The 20,251-nt window shown below is 40.2% G+C and carries 22 protein-coding genes; 6 read left to right on the top strand and 16 right to left on the bottom strand.

Going from position 1 to position 20,251, the window contains the following annotated elements; translation table 11 throughout:
* Positions 1-92: 92 nt before the first annotated feature.
* The 4 genes from rpmG to BK139_RS09135 all read right to left on the bottom strand — a co-directional run bounded on the left by rpmG (position 93) and on the right by BK139_RS09135 (position 2,881).
* Positions 93-242, bottom strand: coding sequence for a 50S ribosomal protein L33 (rpmG, locus tag BK139_RS09150; RefSeq protein ID WP_053434400.1), 150 nt, complete (start codon positions 240-242; stop codon positions 93-95).
* A 77-nt stretch (positions 243-319) separates the two neighbouring features.
* Positions 320-961, bottom strand: a complete 642-nt coding sequence (locus BK139_RS09145) for a hypothetical protein (protein WP_076258040.1) — start codon at positions 959-961, stop codon at positions 320-322.
* Positions 962-1,019: 58 nt separating this feature from the next.
* Positions 1,020-2,255: a glycosyltransferase family 4 protein gene (locus BK139_RS09140; protein ID WP_076258039.1), complete on the bottom strand. Its 1,236-nt coding sequence runs from the start codon at positions 2,253-2,255 to the stop codon at positions 1,020-1,022.
* Positions 2,252-2,881, bottom strand: coding sequence for a DUF4912 domain-containing protein (locus BK139_RS09135; RefSeq protein ID WP_286148361.1), 630 nt, complete (start codon positions 2,879-2,881; stop codon positions 2,252-2,254). Before BK139_RS09135 ends, BK139_RS09140 begins: the two co-directional genes overlap by 4 nt.
* Before the next feature lie 317 nt (positions 2,882-3,198).
* Here BK139_RS09135 and BK139_RS09130 point away from each other — a divergent pair, with 317 nt between their 5' ends.
* Both BK139_RS09130 and BK139_RS09125 read left to right on the top strand, forming a co-directional pair.
* Positions 3,199-3,591: a hypothetical protein gene (locus BK139_RS09130; protein WP_076258038.1), complete on the top strand. Its 393-nt coding sequence runs from the start codon at positions 3,199-3,201 to the stop codon at positions 3,589-3,591.
* On the top strand, positions 3,584-4,066 hold the full coding sequence (locus BK139_RS09125; RefSeq protein WP_076258037.1) for an MltG/YceG/YrrL family protein: 483 nt from the start codon (positions 3,584-3,586) through the stop codon (positions 4,064-4,066). Before BK139_RS09130 ends, BK139_RS09125 begins: the two co-directional genes overlap by 8 nt.
* A gap of 70 nt (positions 4,067-4,136) precedes the next feature.
* Here BK139_RS09125 and phoU read toward each other — a convergent pair whose 3' ends face one another.
* The 10 genes from phoU to BK139_RS09075 form a co-directional block, all read right to left on the bottom strand.
* A complete protein-coding gene (gene phoU / locus BK139_RS09120; protein ID WP_048011127.1) occupies positions 4,137-4,796 on the bottom strand; it encodes a phosphate signaling complex protein PhoU in 660 nt (219 codons plus the stop codon).
* A gap of 57 nt (positions 4,797-4,853) precedes the next feature.
* Positions 4,854-5,681, bottom strand: a complete 828-nt coding sequence (pstB, locus tag BK139_RS09115; protein ID WP_076258035.1) for a phosphate ABC transporter ATP-binding protein PstB — start codon at positions 5,679-5,681, stop codon at positions 4,854-4,856.
* Between the two features lie 18 nt (positions 5,682-5,699).
* Positions 5,700-6,584 (bottom strand): phosphate ABC transporter permease PstA, encoded by an 885-nt coding sequence (gene pstA / locus BK139_RS09110; protein WP_076258034.1) that lies wholly within the window; start codon positions 6,582-6,584, stop codon positions 5,700-5,702.
* Complete coding sequence (pstC, locus tag BK139_RS09105) at positions 6,584-7,567, bottom strand: phosphate ABC transporter permease subunit PstC (protein WP_483310643.1); 984 nt, start codon at positions 7,565-7,567, stop codon at positions 6,584-6,586. The genes pstA and pstC overlap by 1 nt, the downstream gene beginning before the upstream one ends.
* Positions 7,568-7,645: 78 nt before the next feature.
* Positions 7,646-8,605, bottom strand: a complete 960-nt coding sequence (locus tag BK139_RS09100; protein ID WP_076258032.1) for a PstS family phosphate ABC transporter substrate-binding protein — start codon at positions 8,603-8,605, stop codon at positions 7,646-7,648.
* Positions 8,606-8,821: 216 nt separating this feature from the next.
* Positions 8,822-10,999, bottom strand: coding sequence for a peptidoglycan D,D-transpeptidase FtsI family protein (locus BK139_RS09095; protein ID WP_076258031.1), 2,178 nt, complete (start codon positions 10,997-10,999; stop codon positions 8,822-8,824).
* A gap of 128 nt (positions 11,000-11,127) precedes the next feature.
* Positions 11,128-12,345 carry an MFS transporter gene (locus BK139_RS09090; protein WP_076258030.1) on the bottom strand — a complete coding sequence of 406 codons (1,218 nt, stop codon included), beginning with the start codon at positions 12,343-12,345 and terminating at the stop codon, positions 11,128-11,130.
* 143 nt (positions 12,346-12,488) lie between these two features.
* Complete coding sequence (locus BK139_RS09085; protein WP_076258029.1) at positions 12,489-13,097, bottom strand: superoxide dismutase; 609 nt, start codon at positions 13,095-13,097, stop codon at positions 12,489-12,491.
* A gap of 483 nt (positions 13,098-13,580) precedes the next feature.
* The gene (locus BK139_RS09080; protein ID WP_076258028.1) at positions 13,581-14,063 is read right to left on the bottom strand and encodes a DUF456 domain-containing protein; all 483 of its coding nucleotides are present in this window, start codon (positions 14,061-14,063) and stop codon (positions 13,581-13,583) included.
* Between the two features lie 61 nt (positions 14,064-14,124).
* The gene (locus tag BK139_RS09075; RefSeq protein WP_483310645.1) at positions 14,125-15,732 is read right to left on the bottom strand and encodes a Na/Pi cotransporter family protein; all 1,608 of its coding nucleotides are present in this window, start codon (positions 15,730-15,732) and stop codon (positions 14,125-14,127) included.
* 266 nt (positions 15,733-15,998) lie between these two features.
* Here BK139_RS09075 and BK139_RS09070 point away from each other — a divergent pair, with 266 nt between their 5' ends.
* From BK139_RS09070 to ispG, 3 genes are all read left to right on the top strand, one after another.
* Positions 15,999-16,769, top strand: a complete 771-nt coding sequence (locus BK139_RS09070) for a DUF1189 domain-containing protein (protein WP_076258027.1) — start codon at positions 15,999-16,001, stop codon at positions 16,767-16,769.
* 148 nt (positions 16,770-16,917) lie between these two features.
* Positions 16,918-17,247, top strand: a complete 330-nt coding sequence (locus BK139_RS09065; protein WP_076258026.1) for a hypothetical protein — start codon at positions 16,918-16,920, stop codon at positions 17,245-17,247.
* Positions 17,248-17,364: 117 nt separating this feature from the next.
* Positions 17,365-18,477, top strand: a complete 1,113-nt coding sequence (ispG, locus tag BK139_RS09060) for a flavodoxin-dependent (E)-4-hydroxy-3-methylbut-2-enyl-diphosphate synthase (protein ID WP_175609095.1) — start codon at positions 17,365-17,367, stop codon at positions 18,475-18,477.
* Positions 18,478-18,551: 74 nt separating this feature from the next.
* Here ispG and BK139_RS09055 read toward each other — a convergent pair whose 3' ends face one another.
* The gene (locus tag BK139_RS09055) at positions 18,552-19,013 is read right to left on the bottom strand and encodes a DUF4190 domain-containing protein (RefSeq protein WP_483310642.1); all 462 of its coding nucleotides are present in this window, start codon (positions 19,011-19,013) and stop codon (positions 18,552-18,554) included.
* Between the two features lie 188 nt (positions 19,014-19,201).
* On the opposite strand from BK139_RS09055, the gene BK139_RS09050 reads away from it, so the two are divergent.
* A complete protein-coding gene (locus tag BK139_RS09050; protein WP_076258023.1) occupies positions 19,202-19,786 on the top strand; it encodes a hypothetical protein in 585 nt (194 codons plus the stop codon).
* Positions 19,787-19,813: 27 nt separating this feature from the next.
* On the opposite strand, the gene zur is transcribed toward BK139_RS09050, so the two are convergent.
* Positions 19,814-20,224: a zinc uptake transcriptional repressor Zur gene (gene zur / locus BK139_RS09045; protein WP_076258022.1), complete on the bottom strand. Its 411-nt coding sequence runs from the start codon at positions 20,222-20,224 to the stop codon at positions 19,814-19,816.
* Positions 20,225-20,251: the final 27 nt, after the last annotated feature.

The raw sequence follows: 20,251 nt of genomic DNA, 5'->3' as shown, positions 1-20,251 counted from the left end.
GTTTTTGCAAAGTTAACAATAATTTATCCAGAAAAGGCAAGGATACCCATAAAAAAAGTCAACAAAAAAAGCAGTAGGAATGATCCTACCGCTTATTTTGTTTCGCGATGTGCAGTCGAACGCTTGTCTCTTGGGCAATATTTTTTAAGCTCAAGACGATCTGGATTATTTCGTTTATTTTTTTTAGAAATATAGTTACGATCTCCACATTCTGTGCAAGCTAACGTAATGTTTACACGCATGTAATTTCCCTCCAAACTATGTTCAAACTAGTTCGTTCATACGACTTTTCTATAATATCATTTTTTAAATCGAAATGCTAGTACGTTTTTTTAAAAGTATCCTCTTTAACCCTGTCTATCAGCAGGCTGTTATACTGAAGCGTTTCTGATTTGCTGTTTCCGCTGATAATCCATGACTCCCCTTCTGCTGTTCCTCTGCCATTAAATACTGCATTAAGTGCGAAGATGCTTATTGCATTCCCTTGAGCCATAGGGTGGTATTTTAATGTTCCCTTCTTTTTGCAGTTCCATATTTGGTCACTGAAAATGTTCCAGTATGGCTGAATCGTACACTCTTCCATTTTTTTGCCGTTTAGCTGGCCATTGACCAAAAACAGCTTGGAACCAGCCATATGAAAGATGACATTTTCTGCGGGGGAAATGAAAGTAAGTTGTTCACGGGAAGAAAACTCATGTCTGTGCTGCAATAGAAGCTTAATCGTTCTGGGCTCGTCCGCATGGTTCGTAATATAGCATCTAAAATAGGAAATTTTAGAGTGGATTTTTTCTGTTTTAATTTGTACAGAAATATTTTCATCAGGAAACATTTCTTTACTGACATTTTCCATCCAGTAAGTTTTCCCATCTATCCATAATCCGGGAATCATCCTCAATTTCCCGATCGGCGCTTTCTCCATTTCTTCATAAACATCAGATTGAATCCAATTTAATGTATTCATCTTTATGCACCTTTTTCTATAATTTTTTTAACATGATTTGAATGGCAGGTAAAATATATCACACCAGATCTTCAAGCTTCTGGCTGATCCGGGTTTCTTGAAATACTCTATTTGTTTCATCAGCAATGCGCCTCCAGCTGAATAGGCTTTCTGCGACCTTTTGACCTTGTTTGCCAATTGTATCGGCGGCTTTAGGGTTCTCTAGAAGAGCAGAAGCCTGTTCTGCGAAGCTGTGTGGATCTCCTGGAACCATGAACAGCCCGGAATATTCATGTTTAACAATTCCCTTTAACCCACCTGTATTGGATACGATCGCCGGCTTTCCTGTGATCATTGCTTCGAGGGCTACAATACCAAATGGCTCATAGTAACTTGGAAAAACAGCGATTTCGCATTTCTGAAAGAGAGCTAATCTTTGCATGTCATTTATAAATCCCGGAAATAGTATGACATCATCAACCTTCAGTTCTCTTGCTTTTTTTCTGTGTGCTTCAAGCATAGGACCTTTGCCGGCAACGATTATATAAGCATCCTGATACTTCTCTTTTATTATTGGCGCTGCCTCAATCAAGGTTTCAAACCCTTTTTCCCTTACCATCCGTCCAATGGAGAATATCAGTCTCCCGCCTTTTTTTACCGGAAGCCTTTCCAATAAGCTGTCAGGATCATCAAGAAGTGTTTCTTTGCTGATTCCGTTTGCGATAACAGCTATTTTTTCCCTGGCAATTGAAAATTGCTGAAGTACCTCTTCCTTCATATATTCACTGCAGACAATAACCTGATCTGATCCAATGATCAGCTGCTCTTCTTTTGTATGGATAAATTTCTGCAATTCTGTGTAAATCCCATTATTCCTTCCATATTCTGTTGCATGTATAGTTGTAATTAAAGGACAGTGCAAGCTCTCCTTTAAGGACAGGCCGCATGCACCTACAAGCCAGTCATGTGCATGAATGATTTCAAAGTGGTGGAAGGATGACAGTTCAATGGCTTTTTGTTCCATCGCCAAATTCAATCCCAAAATCCAGTGCAGAAAATTAGGATCTTTTTCATTCAGCGGCTTAACCCGGTGGATATAGATACCGTTTATATGTTCATAGCTGGAAAGAGTGCCGGGATTAGCAGTCAGTATATGAACCTCATAATCCTGTTTTAATCCTCCTGCGAGTCCATACACATGCCTTGATAAACCGCCTACTACATGGGGAGGATACTCCCAGGTAAGAAGAAGGATTTTAGGTTTATTATTAATGAGACTATTATTCGTTAGTTCTGAAGTTACCGAGTCCATCATTCTTTTCCTTCTCCTTCACTCACTGATTCATAATAGGTGTATGTACTCACATTTACCGTCCATGCAGGCTGAACCTCAGATTCATTTTTTCCTTGGGAAGGTGATTCCTCAGAAGTATATAGTGCTTCTGATCGCAGTAACGGGATGAAATGAATATCTGTTATTTTAATGCCCAGCTCAACACAATACACTTTGCCGGGTTTGAGCCCTTTAAAGGTCCATTCAGAATGATCGGACAGGATAACTTCATGATCACAGACCGAATTGGCTCCGTTAAAAACAACCCCGGTAACATCATAGATTCTTAAAGATTTTCTCAAGGAGGATACTGGCTTGTCCAAGTATAGTGATAGCATCTTCACCTTCTGAATAGACAATCTCCAGGATACTTTTGCCTTATCATCGCTTGAGCGTGTTAATGTCAAATGATCCTTCGATTGATTTTGCACGATATTTTCTTCAGATATTAATTTTCCCCCTAAAGACTCCCCGCTGTCGCGCTTCCCTTTATTTTGGATAAGTTTGGTCCACTGGTACTGTACTTTTCCTACTGTTGTATCAAGCTTACTGGCGATTTTACGGAATGACAGCCCCCTGCGGCGAAGCTTAATAATTTCATCTATCATGACGGCACCTCTTGCAATTATTTTCATAGAAAAAGGGTTCTATATGACAAAAAGCAAAATTTTATGACTATTTATATAACTCAATGTTATCACTGATATGGACAGCCTACAATGAACGGAAATTGTCGCTTCTTGCGAAAGCACATGCCTTCCCGATTTCAAACAGAAAAAACTTTTAAAACGTTTGCTGAGCTTCTAATTCGACAGAGCTTCAGCGACAATTATCTTTAAATTTCACCTGTTTATGGATTATATATCGAAATTTGTCAATTTAGATGTTAAAATATTTCTGTGCAATGAATTAGAGGTGACTTTTATTGGAATCAATCTTACTGTCATTATTAATCTTATCTATAGGGCTATTTATTCTTTCAGTGTTTTTGAGAGATCCTTATAAAGAGCTGCGCGATGAAATGGACCAAATGTCCATGCAGCAAATCCAGGAAATGTATCAAATTAAAAAGAAATTAAAAGTATTGGAAGAAGAGCTGCTCGTGGCGGATGAACCTTTTACTCAGCACGTTCCTGCAGAGCCTTCTATTCATTCTGCAGAAAAAAGGGAAGTTCATGAAATAATAAAAAATCAGGTGATGCTGCTGACCAGGCAAGGGCTGTCAGTAGAACAAATTGCAAGACAATCTTCACTCTCTCCTGATGAAGTAAGGACCATTCAAACAGAAATGAAATTCAGGGGCCAAAGCTATGAATAAAAGAAATACCAGGGCATTTGCATTTGGCATCCTTATTGCTGTCATAGCCTTTGGCACAGCCTACTTTTTGAATAAACCGGAGCAAACTGAAAATAGAATAATCGATGAAAACAGCGCAAAAACATTCCTGCAGGCACACGGCTACACTGTATTAACAAACGAAGAATATACTCTCTTACAGCAGAAGGACGCTAAAGACCAAAACGAGAATAAGGAAGTAAAAGAAGAACCTGCTGAGGAAAATACGGAGCAGGAAGAAGAGTCTCAGAAAGTCTATCAGCTAACCATTGAGAGCGGCATGACACCCGGGGAAATCGCGTCACTGCTTGAAAAAGCAAGTGTAATCGACCAGGCAGCAGACTTCGGCAATTACATGGAGGAATACGGGTACAGCAAAAAAATACAGCTGGGCACATTTGAACTGAACCATAATATGAGCTATAAAGAAATTGCTAAAATCATAACAAAAAGCTAAAAGGTTAAGATTCCTTTTAGCTTTTTTTATTGAATAGCTCCTGTGCGGCAAGGCGCTTCCGCTTTTCTTGTTAATTATTTAAATCATACTGGCGTCCTTTAACCAAATAAAAAATATGCTCTGAAATATTTGTAACATGGTCAGCTGCTCTTTCTAAATAACGGCAAATAAATGAAAGCTGGGTGATCTGCGGCAGGTATTCCGGTTTCTGCAGATTAATTTGCAGCAGCTCTTTAATGGTTTCACCATAGAGGTCATCGACCTGATCATCCATATCGGCAACTTTTTTGGCCTTTGCAGTATCTTCTTCAGTGAAAGCTTCCAGTGATAGACGCAGCATTTCAGTTGAAATTTCATACATTTTCTTTATATGTTCAATCGGCTTAATTAGCGGCTCTGACCCAATCCGTATGGTGGACTTTGCAATATTCACTCCAAAGTCTGCAATTCTTTCGATGTCTGTTGCGATTTTTATAGCCACAATGATGCGGCGGAGGTCAATAGCCACTGGCTGCTGTTTTGCAATTAGGAGAATGGCTAAATCATTTATTTCCTCATACAGAATATCAGCCTGATTGTCGTCATCAATGATTTCAAGTGCCAATTCAATGTTTTGGGTTTCAAGTGCTTCAACTGATCTATGCAGAGCCTCTATTGCAAAATTGCCAATTTCTATAAGCATTTTTTGAAGCTCCTGAAGATCATAGTCAAACCTTTCACGTACTGCCATCATTGTAATCCCCCTTCATCCATATAATAATGCTTGTATTCTTTCATAATCATTCGATTAACCGAATCGTCCGGTGATATAATCTTCAGTCCGCTTATCTGAAGGGGTAGAGAATATCTTATCTGTATCAGCAAACTCGATTACTTCACCGTTTAAGAAGAAAGCTGTTTTATCAGAAATACGGGCTGCCTGCTGCATATTATGAGTAACGATGATAATACTGAATTCTTCCTTAAGCTCCTGCACCAGCTCCTCTACTTTTAAGGTAGAGATAGGGTCAAGTGCAGATGTAGGCTCATCCATTAAGATGACATCCGGTTCAATTGCAAGACAGCGTGCAATGCAAAGCCGCTGCTGCTGCCCGCCTGATAGGCCATATGCATTCTGATTCAGGCGATCTTTAACTTCGTCCCAAATGGCGGCACCTCTCAAACTTTTCTCAACAATCTCATCAAGGATTTTTTTATCGCGTATACCATGAATTTTCGGTCCATATGCTACATTCTCATAAATGGATTTAGGAAATGGATTTGGCTTTTGAAAAACCATCCCCACATTGGTTCTTAAATCCTCCACTTTAAATGATTTATCAAGAATATTACGGTCCCGGTATAAGATTTCACCGGAAATTCTTACTGAAGGCACAAGTTCAACCATGCGGTTCAGCGTTTTAATATATGTGGATTTACCGCATCCTGATGGTCCGATAATTGCCGTTACTTCATTTTCATTGATGGCTAAATTTATATTTTTTAAAGCATGGCCTTCACCATACCAAAGATTTAGATCTTTGGTATTATAAACAACTTTTTTGTTTTCTGCTGAATTTTGAGTTATGCTTTCTTTTTTTACATATTGATTTGTTTTTTCTGTCACTACAGGCATTTCAGAAAACCTCCCAGGCTAATATCTTTTTTGGAACTTATTCCGAATTAAGATGGCTATTGAGTTCATCGCGAATAAAACAATTAGTAATATCACAATTGTTGCAGCTGCCAGGTTTGCATATTCTGCTACTAGTGCAGAGTCGATGGTCCAATAATAAATCTGTACCGGCAGGATCGTAAATTTATCAAAAATTCCATCAGGAACAGGTATTAACAATGCCGGTATTCCAATAACTACCAATGGCGCTGTTTCGCCTATTGCCCGCGATAGTGCAAGAATAACCCCCGTAAGGATTCCAGGTAATGCTGCAGGAAGTACTACATTTTTAATCGTTTGCCACTTTGTCGCTCCCATTCCGTAAGATGCCTCTCTTAGAAATTGGGGAACAGCACGGATTGCTTCCTGGCTGGCAACTACTACAACAGGAAGAACCAGCAGTGCCATCGTTAGTCCTCCTGCGAGAACTACAGAACCCAGATCTAATGCTCTTGCAAAAACAGTTAATCCAAGGATTCCAAAAACAACTGACGGAACGCCCGCCAGGTTGGAAATGTTCGTTTTAATAAATGAAGAAACACGGCCCTTGGCTGCATATTCTTCAAGGTAAATTGCTGTGCCTACTCCAAGAATCATCGTTACTGGAGCAACTACAAGCATCAGCCAAAATGTTCCTGTTATGGCTCCCCAGATTCCAGCCCTTCCAGGATCTGTTGATAAGCGATTCATCAGAAAATCCATGTTGATCCAGCTTAAACCATCAGCGAGGACCCGGTAGATTAATACAATTAATACAACCATGCCGAATAAAGTGGCCAAAAAGAATAGTGTTTTAGCCATGATATTGGCAAGCAGGCGGCTGCCCATTTTTTTATGCACTTGTTCTGTATCTACATATTTCATTAATATTCCTCCCTGAACCTGCGAGAGATATACTGAGCAAGAAGGTTCATTATTAACGTAAACACAAACAATGTCATTGCAACAGCGTAGAGGCTATAGTATAAGGTTGTTCCTGCGGCGGCTTCCCCGCCTGTTACTTCCACAATATAAGCAGTCATAGTCTGCATGGATTGTGTAACATCAAAAGTAAAATTTTTCGAACTTCCGCTCGCAATGGTGACGATCATCGTTTCCCCGATTGCTCTGGAAATTCCTAACACAAACGAAGCAATGATACCCGAAATGGCTGCTGGTACAACCACTTTCCAGGTAACCTCAAGCTTTGTTGCCCCCAGTGCAAGAGCACCCTCCCTCATCGCATTTGGTACAGAACTCATTGCATCTTCAGAAAGGGAAGCTACCATTGGGATAATCATGATTCCCATTACAATCCCGGGGCTTAATATATTTGTTGGTTCAAGACCAGGAATGAAAGATCTTAGTAAAGGTGTTACAAACGTAAAAGCAAAAAATCCATAAACAATAGTAGGAATACCTGCCAAGATTTCAAGAAGAGGCTTTAAGGCCTTTCGTGTTCTTTCTGATGCATATTCACTTAAAAATATGGCTGTCATCAGTCCCACTGGAATAGCAACCAGCATAGCTATTGAAGTCGAAATAATTGTTCCCGTCAGCAAGGGCAGAACACCAAAGACAGCATTTTCTCCTAAAGGCTTTAATTGAGTGCCTGTAAAGAAATCTATAAAAGGAACGTCTTTAAAAAAGGCGATTGTTTCCGTAATTAAGGTTAGTACAATTCCAATAGTAGTAAAAACAGAAATTGCAGCTATTCCAAATAAAATTTTCGGTATTAATTTTTCTGTGTAATTATTGACACTTCGAGTTTTTTTCTTTTGCTGAATGATTTCTCGTACATTCAGCTTTTTTTTATCGTATTCAACAGCACTTTTAGCCAAGTGTAAAACCCCTTTCAGCACTCTCATCCAAAGAGAACTCTTTACATGCACATCATAAGAAGATGAGAAGGCAAACTTCTCATCTTCCCATGGCAAAACTTATTCTTATTTCAATCCGTTCAAAGCATCCAGAGAAGCCTGGACATCTTCATCTGATAATGGTGCGAATCCTGTTTCTGCTGCAATATCCTGTGCATTTTTCATTGTATAGATAGCATAGTCCAGTACCTGCGGCTTTTCTTTCGCCATATTAGTATTCAGGTATGTGAACACAGGGCGAGTAAATGGAGCATAATCTCCGTCTTCCTTGATTGTATCTAATGATGGCTCAACAGGTCCGCTGCCAAAGTCAACTTTTACTGCAGACAATTTGTCTTTGTTGCTGTCATAGTAACCATAGCCAAAGAATCCGATAGCATTTTTATCTTTAGATACAAGATCCACTAAAGTTGAGTAATCCTGCTGCAGGTTAATATTTTCAGGAAGATCCTGTTCTTCGAGAATATTTTCAAACATAAATTCGTAAGTGCCGTGGTTTTCATTTGGACCATATGTCTGAATTTCTTCATCCGGGAAATCAGGGCGAACATCTGACCATTTTTTCTTTCCTGCACTTGCAAGGAAGATATCAACAACTTCCTGCTGTGTAAGCTCTTTAGCCCAGTCATTTTCTTTGTTAATTACGATTGTAATACCGTCTAAAGCAACCTTCATTTCCTGTACATCAATTCCAAGCTCTTCTGCTTGTGCCTTTTCTTCATCTTTAATTGATCGGGAAGCATCATTAAAGTCAGTTCCGTCTTCGGCAAGGAATTTCTTAAAGCCGGCTGATGTTCCGGAGCGGCTTACTTCTACAGAGACATTTTCCTGTTCACCCATATAATTTTCAGCCATGCGTGCCATGAATGGATAAACTGTTCCAGAACCGTCTATAACCACGCTGCCCTCCAGCTCTTCACTGTTATCTCCATTGGCGCTGGTGCCTTCTTCGCCTCCGCATGCTGCAGTGAATGCCATTACGGCTGATAGCATTAGTAATAGGCTCATTTTTTTAAGACGTTTCATTCCTGAATTCCCCCTAAGAAATTTGGTTGTTTTGTCCTACGCATTTAGAATAAGGGTTGACTGTTAACCCGGTTTTAACTGATTGTAAAGCTTTTGTAAATGTCAGCAATTCTTGTGTAAATATGTCGAATTAGAGGTACAACGTAAATTTAGATATCAAAGATACTAAGACAAAAAAACTGTCTCCCTATTAAATAGGGAGACAGTTCATCAAGCTTATTCATTTTCTTTGCGGGCATCTTCCTGCCCTTCAATTACTTCATCAATATTTTCCACTTTTTGAACAGACTCTTTGCTGTCGCTGCCTTTCTTATGACGCTCCTTTTTAAGCTCAAAGTAGGCATCCAGGACACGTTCACCAATTTTTTTATTCGCTCCGTGATCCACGCTTCCCTGATAAGCCCATGGAACTAAAACAGCCATGGCAATCTCGGGATTCTCTGATGGTGCATAGCCAACAAGACTGAGATTCATGACCTCAGGAGGCTCTTTTCCAAACTTGCTGCGCTCAGGTCCATCGTAAAAGGCCTCTGCTGTACCTGTTTTACCCGCTGGTTTATACTCTTTGCCCGCAAAATAGGAATAACCTGTTCCGCCTTTTTCCTGCATGACTCTGCGGAAACCTTCCTGGACACGGTCCATCCAGCCATCTTCCAGTTCGACTCTATTTAGAACCTTTGGCTCCATCTCCTGAACAATAGGGCCAAGTTCATTATTTTCCATTAATGGTTCACGGATCTCCTTTACAATATGAGGCTCCATCCTATTGCCGCCATTGGCAATGACAGAAACATATTGAGCAAGCTGCATGTTGGAATAGGTGTCGTACTGTCCAATTGAAAGGTCAAGCATGAAACCAGGCAATGTACTCATTCCTTTAAAGCCTGTTTGCTCATTTGGCAAATCAATTCCTGTCCGGACGCCAAGACCGAATTGAGCAAAGGATTCCCTTACAGTACTAAACGCTTTTTTATCTATCCATAATGGCTTCTCAAACTCATATTTCCCTCCGCCTATCCTGATGACAGTTTCGAACATATAAACGTTGGAGGAAAATTTAAGAGCATTAATATCATTTAAAGGGCCGAAATTTCTCCAGGATTTTTTAACAGGTGTTCCTTTAATTTTTAAAGGACGATCATAAAAAACAGTTCCTGGATTAATAGCCCCTGTTTTATAGCCGGTAAGTATTGTAGCACCCTTTACAGCTGAACCGACATTATAAGTAGTCGTGATGTTGCCTAATGCATCGTCCTGCATTTCAGATTGGCCTGTATCTTTATCCTTCACAATCTTTTTGCCGGCCATTGAAAGTACCTCTCCGGTATGCGGGTCCATCAGTACTACATATGCCCTGTCCAATAATGCAGTTCCAGAAGATGCCTTGGCTTTACGTAATTCCTCTTCAATGATTTTCTCAACTTCCTTCTGAAGATCCATATCAATGCTCAGCACAAGGTCCTTGCCTCTTTGACCATCTGTAATGGGAATAGTTTCAAGTACATTCCCGGCTTTGTCCGTAATATTTTTCACTTTTGCTTTTTGGCCGTGAAGCACTTCTTCGTACTGCATCTCGATATAACTCTTCCCTACACGGTCATTTCGGCTATAGTCACGGGCCATGTAGTATTCAATCTGTTCAGCCGGAAGACCTTCATCAGAGCTTGTTACTTTTCCAAGGACTGATTTCAAAGTATCTCCAAAGGCATAATATCTTTCCCAGTCGGTTGTTGTATCAACACCTGGTAAAACCTGCAGATTTTCACTGACAACTGCAAATTCCTCAGGTGTTACTTTTTTGTTTTTAACAATTTGGGGTGTTAAAGCATATCCGCTTGTAAATTCTCTGTATATAGCAAGGACTTCAAGATCGTCTTTTGTCAATTCACTTAATTCCTCTTCTGTAATCCGATCCAAAGTGAGCTGATAAATGGCCTTATCCAGCTCCTTGTCCTTACCTTCATACTTCTTTTCAAGTTCTTCTTTATCTTTTTTAGTAACCTTTTTTTCTGCCTTTTCAGGATTCTTCATGATCCAGTAATCTTTCTTATCGCGTTCCTGAACCTTTTTGGTATCTTTGTCTATCAGCTTAGCCAGCTTTTCTGCCACCTCAAGCATTTCATCCTGTTTATACCCATTATTAGTATAAGTGATGGCATTTTGCGGGGTATTATCGACAATCACCTGTCCATTTCGGTCAAACATTTTACCTCTTGGCACCGGGCTGTTGACTGTAACATCTTCCGTTCTTTCAATCTCACGCTTATAATCATCGCCATAAACAATCTGAACCATCCCAAGCCGGAGGATCAGCATAGAAAACAATAAAAATACAGCAAAGAAGAGCATATTCAGACGGAAAGGAACATGGGTCTTCTTTTTCTTCCTATTCAAATTACGCACACTTCCTTTAAAAAGTCTCATAGTCCCATTCTAAAAGAAAATAACAATAAATTCTATAAAGAACCCTTTTTCGACAAAGATAATTTTATTGGTAAAAAAAAGAGAGAGGATTTCCTCTCTCATGCAGACTGAAATTGAATTTTTCTGACGAAAAAATAAATGACTGAATGTCCGGCTCCTATTATCAGGAGAAGTATAGGGATGCTTTTGTCTTCCTGAAAAAAAGTGACCGCAGCTAAAAAACTTAAAATTGATACAATACGTCCTGCATTTAAAAAGATTTCCCTGACGACAATATACTCAATCCTCATCTCCGCAGCCTTCCAGCCTCTGCCAATGACATCATAGGTTAATGAGATATAAGGCACAAGCAGGAGAGGATATGCTACAGCAATCGCAGCTGCATACATCAGCAGCTTTGGATACGTGACATCAAATACAATAAAGAATATGGCCGCATACAGTACTAATCCGCCGACCAGTATGGCTCTTTTCCGATACTCCTTTTTCAAAAGTCTCGACACAAGATAATACCCTAAAAAAGATATACTTGAGTTGACCAAACCGTATGTACCAAGAGCAAGTTCACTGCCAGTTGATATGAAGACATAAACTGATATGACAAATATAAAGGTTCCTTCTCTGAGCCCCTGAAAAAAATGGGCATTTGTAATCATGCGCCAATTCAGGCTGTTTTTTCGTTCTGCAAGGATTCTTCTAAATAAATACCTTCCATCTGCCGGCCGCCTTTTAAGAAAAAAACTTAAAAAGACAGCTATTGAAAAAAGGGTCAGGGAAATCCCAAAGATAACAGAATAGCCGGTGAACTTTTCCATCCTTGAAATAATGAAACCCGCTGCAATCGGGCCAATCATACCCCCAACGGATGTTAGTATTCCAAGGAAGCCGTTAAAGAAATCCCGGTTCTCCGGCTCAGTTATTTCAAAAGTGAGTACATTGAAAGCAAGCCAGTAGAACCCGTACCCTACCCCCAGCAGAGCCCCAAGAAGCAATAAGAAATTCGAGGCGTTTGTTCCTATAAACAGTACGGTCAGATAAAAAAGGGCTAAAAAAATCACACCGATTCTAAGTACAATGACACGGTCAATCTTCTTCGCCCATCTCCCCGCCAGAATAAAAGTCAAAGGCTGCAGAACAACAATGGCCAGGTTATACAAAGCCAGATCACTGAACTCACCAGACTGCTTCCAGAGATAAATATTTACAAACGTGTTTGAAAGGGCAGCACTTAAAGAATACAGCCCGCCAATAAACAATAGCAATGTTAAATCTTTTGTTAAATCGACATCACCGATCAGTTTTTTAAATCTGCTCATAAAAAAACTCCCCTTTAGTTCTAAGGGTAGTCTCCTACAAAGCCAGTGCTGTTATGCAATGATTTAGAAATTTGCACAAGAACCCCCGCAAATTCAATGTAAAAAAAACACGGCAGATATAATCTGCCGTGCTGTTTGAATAATTATTTTGCAGCGCTGTAACGCTTAGAAACCTCATCCCAGTTAACAACATTCCAGAAAGAATTGATGTATTCAGGACGACGGTTTTGGTATTTTAAGTAGTAAGCATGCTCCCAAACGTCAAGGCCAAGGATTGGAGTCTTGCCTTCCATTAATGGAGAATCCTGATTAGGTGTGCTTGTTACTTCCAGTTCACCATTGTTTACTACAAGCCACGCCCAGCCAGAACCAAAGCGAGTTGTAGCCGCCTTAGCGAACTCTTCTTTAAAGCTGTCATAGCTTCCGAATTTGCTGCTGATAGCATCTGCTAATTCACCTGTTGGCTCACCGCCGCCATTTGGAGAAATAATCTGCCAGAAAAGAGAATGGTTGGCATGACCGCCGCCGTTATTGCGTACAGCAGTACGGGCAGCTTCAGGAACAGCATCCAGGTTGGATACCACTTCTTCAACAGTTTTAGAAAGAAGCTCTTCGTTTCCTTCTAAAGCATTGTTAAGGTTTGTTACATAAGTATTGTGATGCTTTGTATGGTGGATATTCATCGTTTCTTTGTCGATGTTTGGCTCCAATGCATCGTAAGCGTAAGGTAATTGCGGTAATTCGAATGCCATAATAAAATTCCTCCCTATGTATCTTTTTTGGTCAGCCCCCGAAACAATTCAATCATTTATAAAATTCAGATTTTATAATGTTTCTAAGGTCTTTAGATTAAGATTACCAAAGTTGGATTTTTGTTTCAATCAAAATGCTTTGCTACATATATACATTATCCAAATTAGTGTTTTTTATCCGCAGGAGTTTGCTAGTTTAAGTCTCTTTTCGTATAAATAGTTGTTTTTCGCTGACAATGTTACTCGTTGATTTCCGCTCCAGGTGCTCGCTTTCCGCGGGGCGTTCGGTGAGCCTCCTCGGCGCTTCGCGTCTGCGGGGTCTCACCTGTCCCGCTACTCCCGCAGGACTTTGAATAAGCATCCTTGAGTAAACACCGCACGAAGAAAATGCGATAGCATTTTCGAGGATCTCGCACCTTCCGCTACAATCAACTCAGTAAATAATATATATAAAGCAACCAAACCAAGCGAAAACAGCCTTATTTAAAGAACCACAAAAAGAAAATAAATAATCATAACTCCCTGGATCACCGCTTTGGCTGCTGCGCTGCTGACAAATCCGATGACAGATCCGAATCCAATCTTTAATGCATCATTAAAGTTTGTCCTGTTAACTGCAAGTTCAGCAATAACCGCTCCAAGAAATGGGCCAATCAGGATTCCCAGTACAGGTATGACAAATGGGCCAGCTAAAAGGCCGATTGTACTTCCCCATACACCAGCTTTTGAACCGCCATATTTTTTCACGCCAATCATATTGGCTACGTAATCAGCTCCAAACAGCAGAAGAACAAACAGCCCCTGAATCGTCCAAAAGAGCCAGTTAAACGGTTCAAAAGAAAAAAGGATTCCATAAAGGATAAAACCGCCCAGCAAAAACAGCACACTTGGTATAATTGGAAAAACCAGACCCGCAAAAGCGATAATAAACAACAGAATAATCAGTGTCCAATAAACTATCTCCAATATCAGCACCTCTTCATTAAAATAAAATAAGCAAGGGATTATCCCCTGCTTATTTTACCACTTATTCTTCTCCTAAAACAGCTTCAGCAATATTCACCGCGTGATCACCGATACGCTCCAGGTTGCTGACAATGTCGACATACACAATGCCGGCCTGCCCGGTGCAAAGTCCTTCATTCAATCGAAGGATGTGCTGTTTGCGGAGCTTTCTTTCCATCTTGTCAATCTCTTCTTCTTTCTTTACAACATGTTCTGCAGCAATTTTATCATTATGATCAAGTGCCTGCATGGCTTCTTTCACGGTGGAAATAGTTAATTTGAACATTTGCTCCAGATCAGCCATGGCTGAATCAGTAATGGACACTTTATTTGCCTGTTTATAATCAATCAGCTCTATTACATTTTCGAAATGGTCACCGATACGCTCAATATCTCTTACCGTATCCATCAGCACAGTGTGCTCGGCAGATTCATGTGCTGAAAGTGAGCTTGTAGAGAGCTTAATCAAATAATCTGTAATTTTGCGGTCAAGGTTATTAATCGCATCTTCTAATTGATATGCGGTATCGGAATGTTTTTGATTGCCTGTTTTTAAATACTGAACCGTTTCTTCAAGTCCGCGTAAAGAGAATGCTCCCATTCGGAGGACTTCTTCCTTAGCCTGTCCAAGTGCAATCGATGGTGACTGTTCAATAAACATAGGATCCAAATGCTTTGCTTTATAATCAGCAACCGCATCTTCACCCGGAATAAGCTTTGTCACAACCCACGCCAGGACAGCTACAAATGGAAGCTGAATAATAGTATTAGACGTATTAAAAATTCCATGTGCAAAGGCAATAGTCATTTCAGGATTCAGATCCATTTTACCCTGAAGTGTTTCAACTAAGAACGTAAAAGGCTTTAATAAAATCAAGAAAATGGTTGTACCGATTAAGTTAAACAGTACGTGTACAGCGGCAGCTCTTCTTGCAGCAACAGACGCTCCAATAGCAGCTAAAACAGCTGTAATGGTTGTACCAATATTATCTCCAAACAGAACCGGCAGTGCAGCATCCAGATTGATCAGTTCTTCAGAAAACAAGCCCTGAAGAATACCGATTGTTGCACTCGAGCTTTGAACGATTACAGTAAATACTGTTCCTACAACAACACCCAGAACTGGATTTGAACTCATGCTGACGGTCAAATCATGGAAAGATTCCAATGTGCGAAGAGGCTTCATTCCTCCGCTCATTAATTCCAGCCCATAGAATAACGCACCAAAGCCAAAAACAATTTGCCCGATATTGTGGATTTTTTGTTTTTTAAAGAAAAATAATAGGATTGAGCCTACGGCAATAATCGGCAGAGCATACTCCCCGATATCAATACCAATGATGAATGCAGTTACCGTGGTTCCTATATTAGCCCCCATAATAACACCTATCGCCTGGCGCAAAGTCATGAACCCGGCGGATACTAAACCAACTGTTATTACAGTTGTTGCAGAGCTGCTTTGTATAAGGATGGTGACAAGTACACCCGCCAATACCCCCATTAGCGGATTTGTCGTAAAACGATCTAATAAATCTCTCAGCCGGTCACCAGCTGATTTTTGGAGCCCGTCACCCATAAATTTGATTCCATAAAGGAAGATTCCAAGTCCTCCCAAAAATTCAAAAAGCATTTGCTGAACATTTAGTTCCACAATTTTCAACCCCTATAATTTATTCGACATGATTCATCAAACCCCATACAATTATTAAGGATACACATGAGAAAAGTAAATATAATCTGAGCCAAATTTACATTACCTTAACATTCACCTCAAATATTACAATTTCATTACAAAGACAGTAGAAGTATTGCTTTTATACCAAAAGAGTATTTCCCTTGTAACTCCTTGGGATTTGGCTAAAATAAGAATGTGAATCTCAAAAAGGGTGTGTGCAAATGAATATTTTTGTTCAGTTTTATAAAAGTTTGTTTTCTCCTAAAGATATTGCTTTATTCAGGCATCAGGGAATAGGCAAGACTATTTTGTATGTGTTTTTCCTTACTCTGCTGTCAGTATTGCCAACCGTATTTTATTCAGGGGCAGGAATTATTAGTGGCTTAAATGCTATTGATGAAACCATTGACAATCAATTACCCCATTTTGAAATAACAGATGGACAGCTTTACACGGATGAAAAAGCACCAGTTACCATCAGCAAGAATGACTTTACAATCATTGTTGATTCGACAGGTACAGTTGATCCTTCAGTTCTAAACGAAAGCAGCAATACGATTGCTTTACTAACAACTGAAGTCTACATACGTGCAGAGGGACAGGAACAGACATATCCCTACTCGATGCTGTCTGGCGGCACAATTTCCAAAAGTGATCTGTCCGAGTTCCTTGCTTCTGCAGAATCTCTTATGCCGATTATTATTCCCTTAATAGGAATTGTCATTTATATTTTTGCAGCTGGCATTCGATTTATTGAGATATCCCTGTTAGCACTGGCTGGCCTTCTAATCAAAAAAGCTCTTGCCAAAAAACTGGAATACCGACAGTTATGGCGTATGTCTGCCTACAGCATAACTTTGCCGGCCATCTTCTTTGCTATCATGTCAGCCCTGCAAACCACCGTGCAAAACGGGGCTATTATTAACTGGCTTGTTTCCCTTATTATTCTTCTGCTTGCCATTAAGGAAGTACCTGCTCATAACCCAAAATAAAACGTGCACCCCGCACGTTTTTTATTTTGGGTTAAAATAAATCTCTTGTGTCTGCAGAATAATAAAAAGAGATCTTTTGTTGGTCTAAGCACAATAGGACAAGCATACATATTGGGTAAACATGCTATTTCCAGGAGGTTTGTCCAATATGAAGAAAATTGCGGGAGTATTGCTTTCAGTCCTTGTAATTTACGTAATCTTTTATGATCTGAATCATGGTACACTCCCAGCTGGGCAAAACCCGTCTATGGAGGCCAGCACAATTCCAACTGCAGAAACAGACACTGGCTTTTTTGAGAAAAAGGTCAACCCGGGAGAGACAGTTCTTTCAATAATTGAACTAAACCTTGATGGGCCAATTCCGGTCGGCATAGACCAGGTGGTATCTGACTTCTCGGAATTGAACAATGGAATGCAGCCAGAAGAAATAAAATCCGGTGAAACCTATAAATTCCCAAAATATAGTCATGACAACTAATCATCATTCTTGTCAATATCAGCGGTTCATTGATACAATAGAGTGGACCTTCTCTAACAGCTTACTACTCAGCTGTTGTATGAATAGATAAAAAGGAGCGAATCTCCATTGAGTGAAATTATACATCGCACGAAAACTAGGCCTGTAAAAGTTGGGCCTTTAACAATTGGCGGAAGCAATGAACTGTTTATCCAGAGCATGACCACTACAAAAACACATGATGTTGAGGCAACTGTAGCTGAAATTAAAAGGCTGGAAGAAGCAGGCTGTCAGATCGTACGTGTTGCTTGCCCTGATGAAAGAGCTGCAAATGCCATAGCAGATATTAAAAGACAAATTAACATACCTCTTGTTGTTGATATCCACTTTGATTACAAGCTGGCTCTTAAGGCTATCGAGGGCGGAGCAGATAAAATCCGCATTAATCCCGGAAATATCGGCAAACGAGAAAAAGTGGAAGCCGTCGTCAAGGCTGCCAAAGCAAAAGGAATACCAATCCGGATCGGGGTTAATGCAGGTTCTCTTGAGAAAAGAATTCTCGAGAAATACGGATACCCTACAGCAGATGGCATGGTTGAAAGCGCCCTTCATCATATTAAAATCTTAGAAGACCTTGATTTTCATGACATCATCGTTTCTATGAAGGCTTCCGATGTGAACTTGGCCATTGAAGCATATGAGAAAGCTTCACAAGCTTTTGACTACCCTCTTCATTTAGGTATAACAGAATCAGGCACACTTTTTGCCGGTACTGTGAAAAGCGCCGCCGGACTCGGGGCAATCTTAAGCAAAGGTATTGGAAATACATTAAGGATTTCATTGAGTGCAGACCCGGTTGAAGAAATCAAGGTTGCCAGGGAACTTCTTAAAGTGTTTGGCTTATCCTCCAATGCTGCCACACTGATCTCCTGTCCAACATGCGGACGAATTGAGATTGATTTAATCAGCATTGCTAATGAAGTGGAAGAATATATTCAAAAAATTAAAGCGCCCATTAAGGTTGCTGTATTGGGCTGTGCGGTTAACGGACCTGGTGAAGCCAGGGAAGCTGATATCGGCATTGCCGGCGCCCGCGGAGAAGGCCTTCTGTTCCGCAAAGGCCAGATTGTAAGGAAGGTTCCGGAAGAAACGATGGTCGAGGAACTTAAGATCGAAATCGACAAAATCGCTGAAGAATATTTTGCAAAACAGGAAGAAGAAAAAGCACAGGCAGAAAGCCTGCAGCCATAGAAAGAACCACAATAAATTAAACAGAAAAGCCTGGCACCAAATTAAATTTGGAAACCAGGCTTTTTTCTTTTTTTCTAAAAAAACGGGAGTATAAACATACCGACAATAATGGAAATGGCTCCTATGGCAATCGCCCAGCCTCCAAGGCTTTCTGAACCCCTTCTTCTTGCGATAAAACCAAGGACAATTCCTGTTGCTCCAAAAAGAACCGGCAGCACAAACAAAGATAAAATGGAAAGTGCCAGGGCTGCATAACCGACTCCTCTGCCGGCTGCAGCGGTTTCATTCTCATCATCCCTGTCCAATGATCTATTGTAGACACCTGGCGCTGCTATTTCTGCAGAGGTCTCCTCAGAATAATCGGCCTGAACTGCTTCTTTTTCGATTTTCTCATCCCGATCAAGCGACCTGTCATAGACACCCGGCGCCGCTATTTCTGCAGCAGCTTCTTCTGAATAATCTGCTGCATCTGCTTCACCAATTCGCTCGCTGTATCGGAGGTCATACTCTTCATTGGTGCGATCTTGATCTGCCATCATGATCCCTCTCTTTCTCTGCTGTGTTCCTAAAAAAATATTGCTTAATGGAGCATTTATAGTGTTTGCGATAAAAGGCTTTTTTAAGATGTTAATGTTTAACTGTCAAACATGAACTGCAACACTCTTTTGCAAGGCCATGACTTTTGTTAAGATAAGGGATATATGCATTAAAGGAGATTATTATAATGAAGAAGCGCTTTGGCATCGATATAGACGGAACGGTTACCAGCCCTGAAGCAATGGTTCCGTATTTAAATGAAGCATTTAATTTGAGTATTACTTTAAATGATATTAAGCAATATGATTTAACACCTTTAGTAACGATCTCAGAAGAACAATTTGCACAGTGGTTTTATGAAAATGAGCCCATTATCTACAAAGAATCCCCCCTGGCGAATGGCGCAAAAGAAGTTTTGACCAAATGGAAACGGGAGCATGAATTGTATTTTATAAGTGCCAGGGGCTCTCACCTGCAGCAAGTAACAGAGGAATGGTTTTTAGAGAACACATTGGAGTTTGATCATATCGAACTGATCGGAAACCATGATAAAATTGAAGCTGCCAAAAAGTATGAGGTGGATATCTTTTTGGAAGACAAGCATGATAATGCGGTCATGATCCATGAGGCTTGCGGAATTCCTGTCATTTTATTCGATACGCCCTATAATCAGGATCCCCTTCCCAATGGCGTCATTAGAGTCCGAAACTGGAAGGAAGCCAATGCATGGGCAGATGATTGGCTTCAGCAAAAAAGAAGCATGGAAAATTAGCTCCATGCTTCTTTGTTTGTTCCAGTATTAAAAACACTCCGGGCATTTCCCATATATTTCAAACTTATGTCCTGAAACATCATATCCCTTTAGATTTTCCTGCACCTGTTTCATAGGACAGACTTCAATTTCTTTCGTCTTTCCGCAATCCAGGCATATAAAATGATGATGATGATGATCATGAGAGCACGTAAAGCGGAAGTGTTTTTCGCCTGACAGCTCTGTCATTTCAAAAATACCCAGATCCACGAATAACGATAAATTTCTGTAAATGGTATCAAAACTTAGTCCAGGGTAATTATCTTTCATTTTCTCGAGAACATCTTTAGCCGTTATATATTTATCACTGTCAGCAAACAGCTGAAGCATCTCTTCCCTTTTCCCCGTATGCTTATAGCCTTTATCCTTTAAAAGCTGCATGGCTTCATCTACATTCATTCTTTCCACCTCTTTTTTGCTCTTAAA

This window comes from Paenibacillus sp. FSL R5-0490, assembly GCF_001956215.1.
Lineage (GTDB): Bacteria > Bacillota > Bacilli > Bacillales > Cytobacillaceae > Cytobacillus.
The sequence above is the reverse complement of the archived record's forward strand: the minus strand, read 5'-3'. Positions and strand labels throughout refer to the sequence as shown.

Excerpts from the sequence above, each read along its gene's own strand:
- BK139_RS09065 (WP_076258026.1), top strand. The coding sequence starts at position 16,918 with ATGAAGAAAATTGCGGGAGTATTGCTTTCAGTCCTTGTAATTTACGTA.
- BK139_RS09145 (WP_076258040.1), bottom strand. The coding sequence starts at position 961 with ATGAATACATTAAATTGGATTCAATCTGATGTTTATGAAGAAATGGAG.
- pstB (WP_076258035.1), bottom strand. The coding sequence starts at position 5,681 with ATGCCTGTAGTGACAGAAAAAACAAATCAATATGTAAAAAAAGAAAGC.
- zur (WP_076258022.1), bottom strand. The coding sequence starts at position 20,224 with ATGAATGTAGATGAAGCCATGCAGCTTTTAAAGGATAAAGGCTATAAG.
- BK139_RS09135 (WP_286148361.1), bottom strand. The coding sequence starts at position 2,881 with ATGATAGATGAAATTATTAAGCTTCGCCGCAGGGGGCTGTCATTCCGT.
- BK139_RS09055 (WP_483310642.1), bottom strand. The coding sequence starts at position 19,013 with ATGGCAGATCAAGATCGCACCAATGAAGAGTATGACCTCCGATACAGC.
- BK139_RS09140 (WP_076258039.1), bottom strand. The coding sequence starts at position 2,255 with ATGATGGACTCGGTAACTTCAGAACTAACGAATAATAGTCTCATTAAT.
- phoU (WP_048011127.1), bottom strand. The coding sequence starts at position 4,796 with ATGGCAGTACGTGAAAGGTTTGACTATGATCTTCAGGAGCTTCAAAAA.
- BK139_RS09100 (WP_076258032.1), bottom strand. The coding sequence starts at position 8,605 with ATGAAACGTCTTAAAAAAATGAGCCTATTACTAATGCTATCAGCCGTA.
- pstA (WP_076258034.1), bottom strand. The coding sequence starts at position 6,584 with ATGAAATATGTAGATACAGAACAAGTGCATAAAAAAATGGGCAGCCGC.
- BK139_RS09070 (WP_076258027.1), top strand. The coding sequence starts at position 15,999 with ATGAATATTTTTGTTCAGTTTTATAAAAGTTTGTTTTCTCCTAAAGAT.
- BK139_RS09075 (WP_483310645.1), bottom strand. The coding sequence starts at position 15,732 with ATGCTTTTTGAATTTTTGGGAGGACTTGGAATCTTCCTTTATGGAATC.
- pstC (WP_483310643.1), bottom strand. The coding sequence starts at position 7,567 with ATGAGAGTGCTGAAAGGGGTTTTACACTTGGCTAAAAGTGCTGTTGAA.
- rpmG (WP_053434400.1), bottom strand. The coding sequence starts at position 242 with ATGCGTGTAAACATTACGTTAGCTTGCACAGAATGTGGAGATCGTAAC.
- BK139_RS09090 (WP_076258030.1), bottom strand. The coding sequence starts at position 12,345 with ATGAGCAGATTTAAAAAACTGATCGGTGATGTCGATTTAACAAAAGAT.
- BK139_RS09125 (WP_076258037.1), top strand. The coding sequence starts at position 3,584 with ATGAATAAAAGAAATACCAGGGCATTTGCATTTGGCATCCTTATTGCT.
- BK139_RS09050 (WP_076258023.1), top strand. The coding sequence starts at position 19,202 with ATGAAGAAGCGCTTTGGCATCGATATAGACGGAACGGTTACCAGCCCT.
- BK139_RS09085 (WP_076258029.1), bottom strand. The coding sequence starts at position 13,097 with ATGGCATTCGAATTACCGCAATTACCTTACGCTTACGATGCATTGGAG.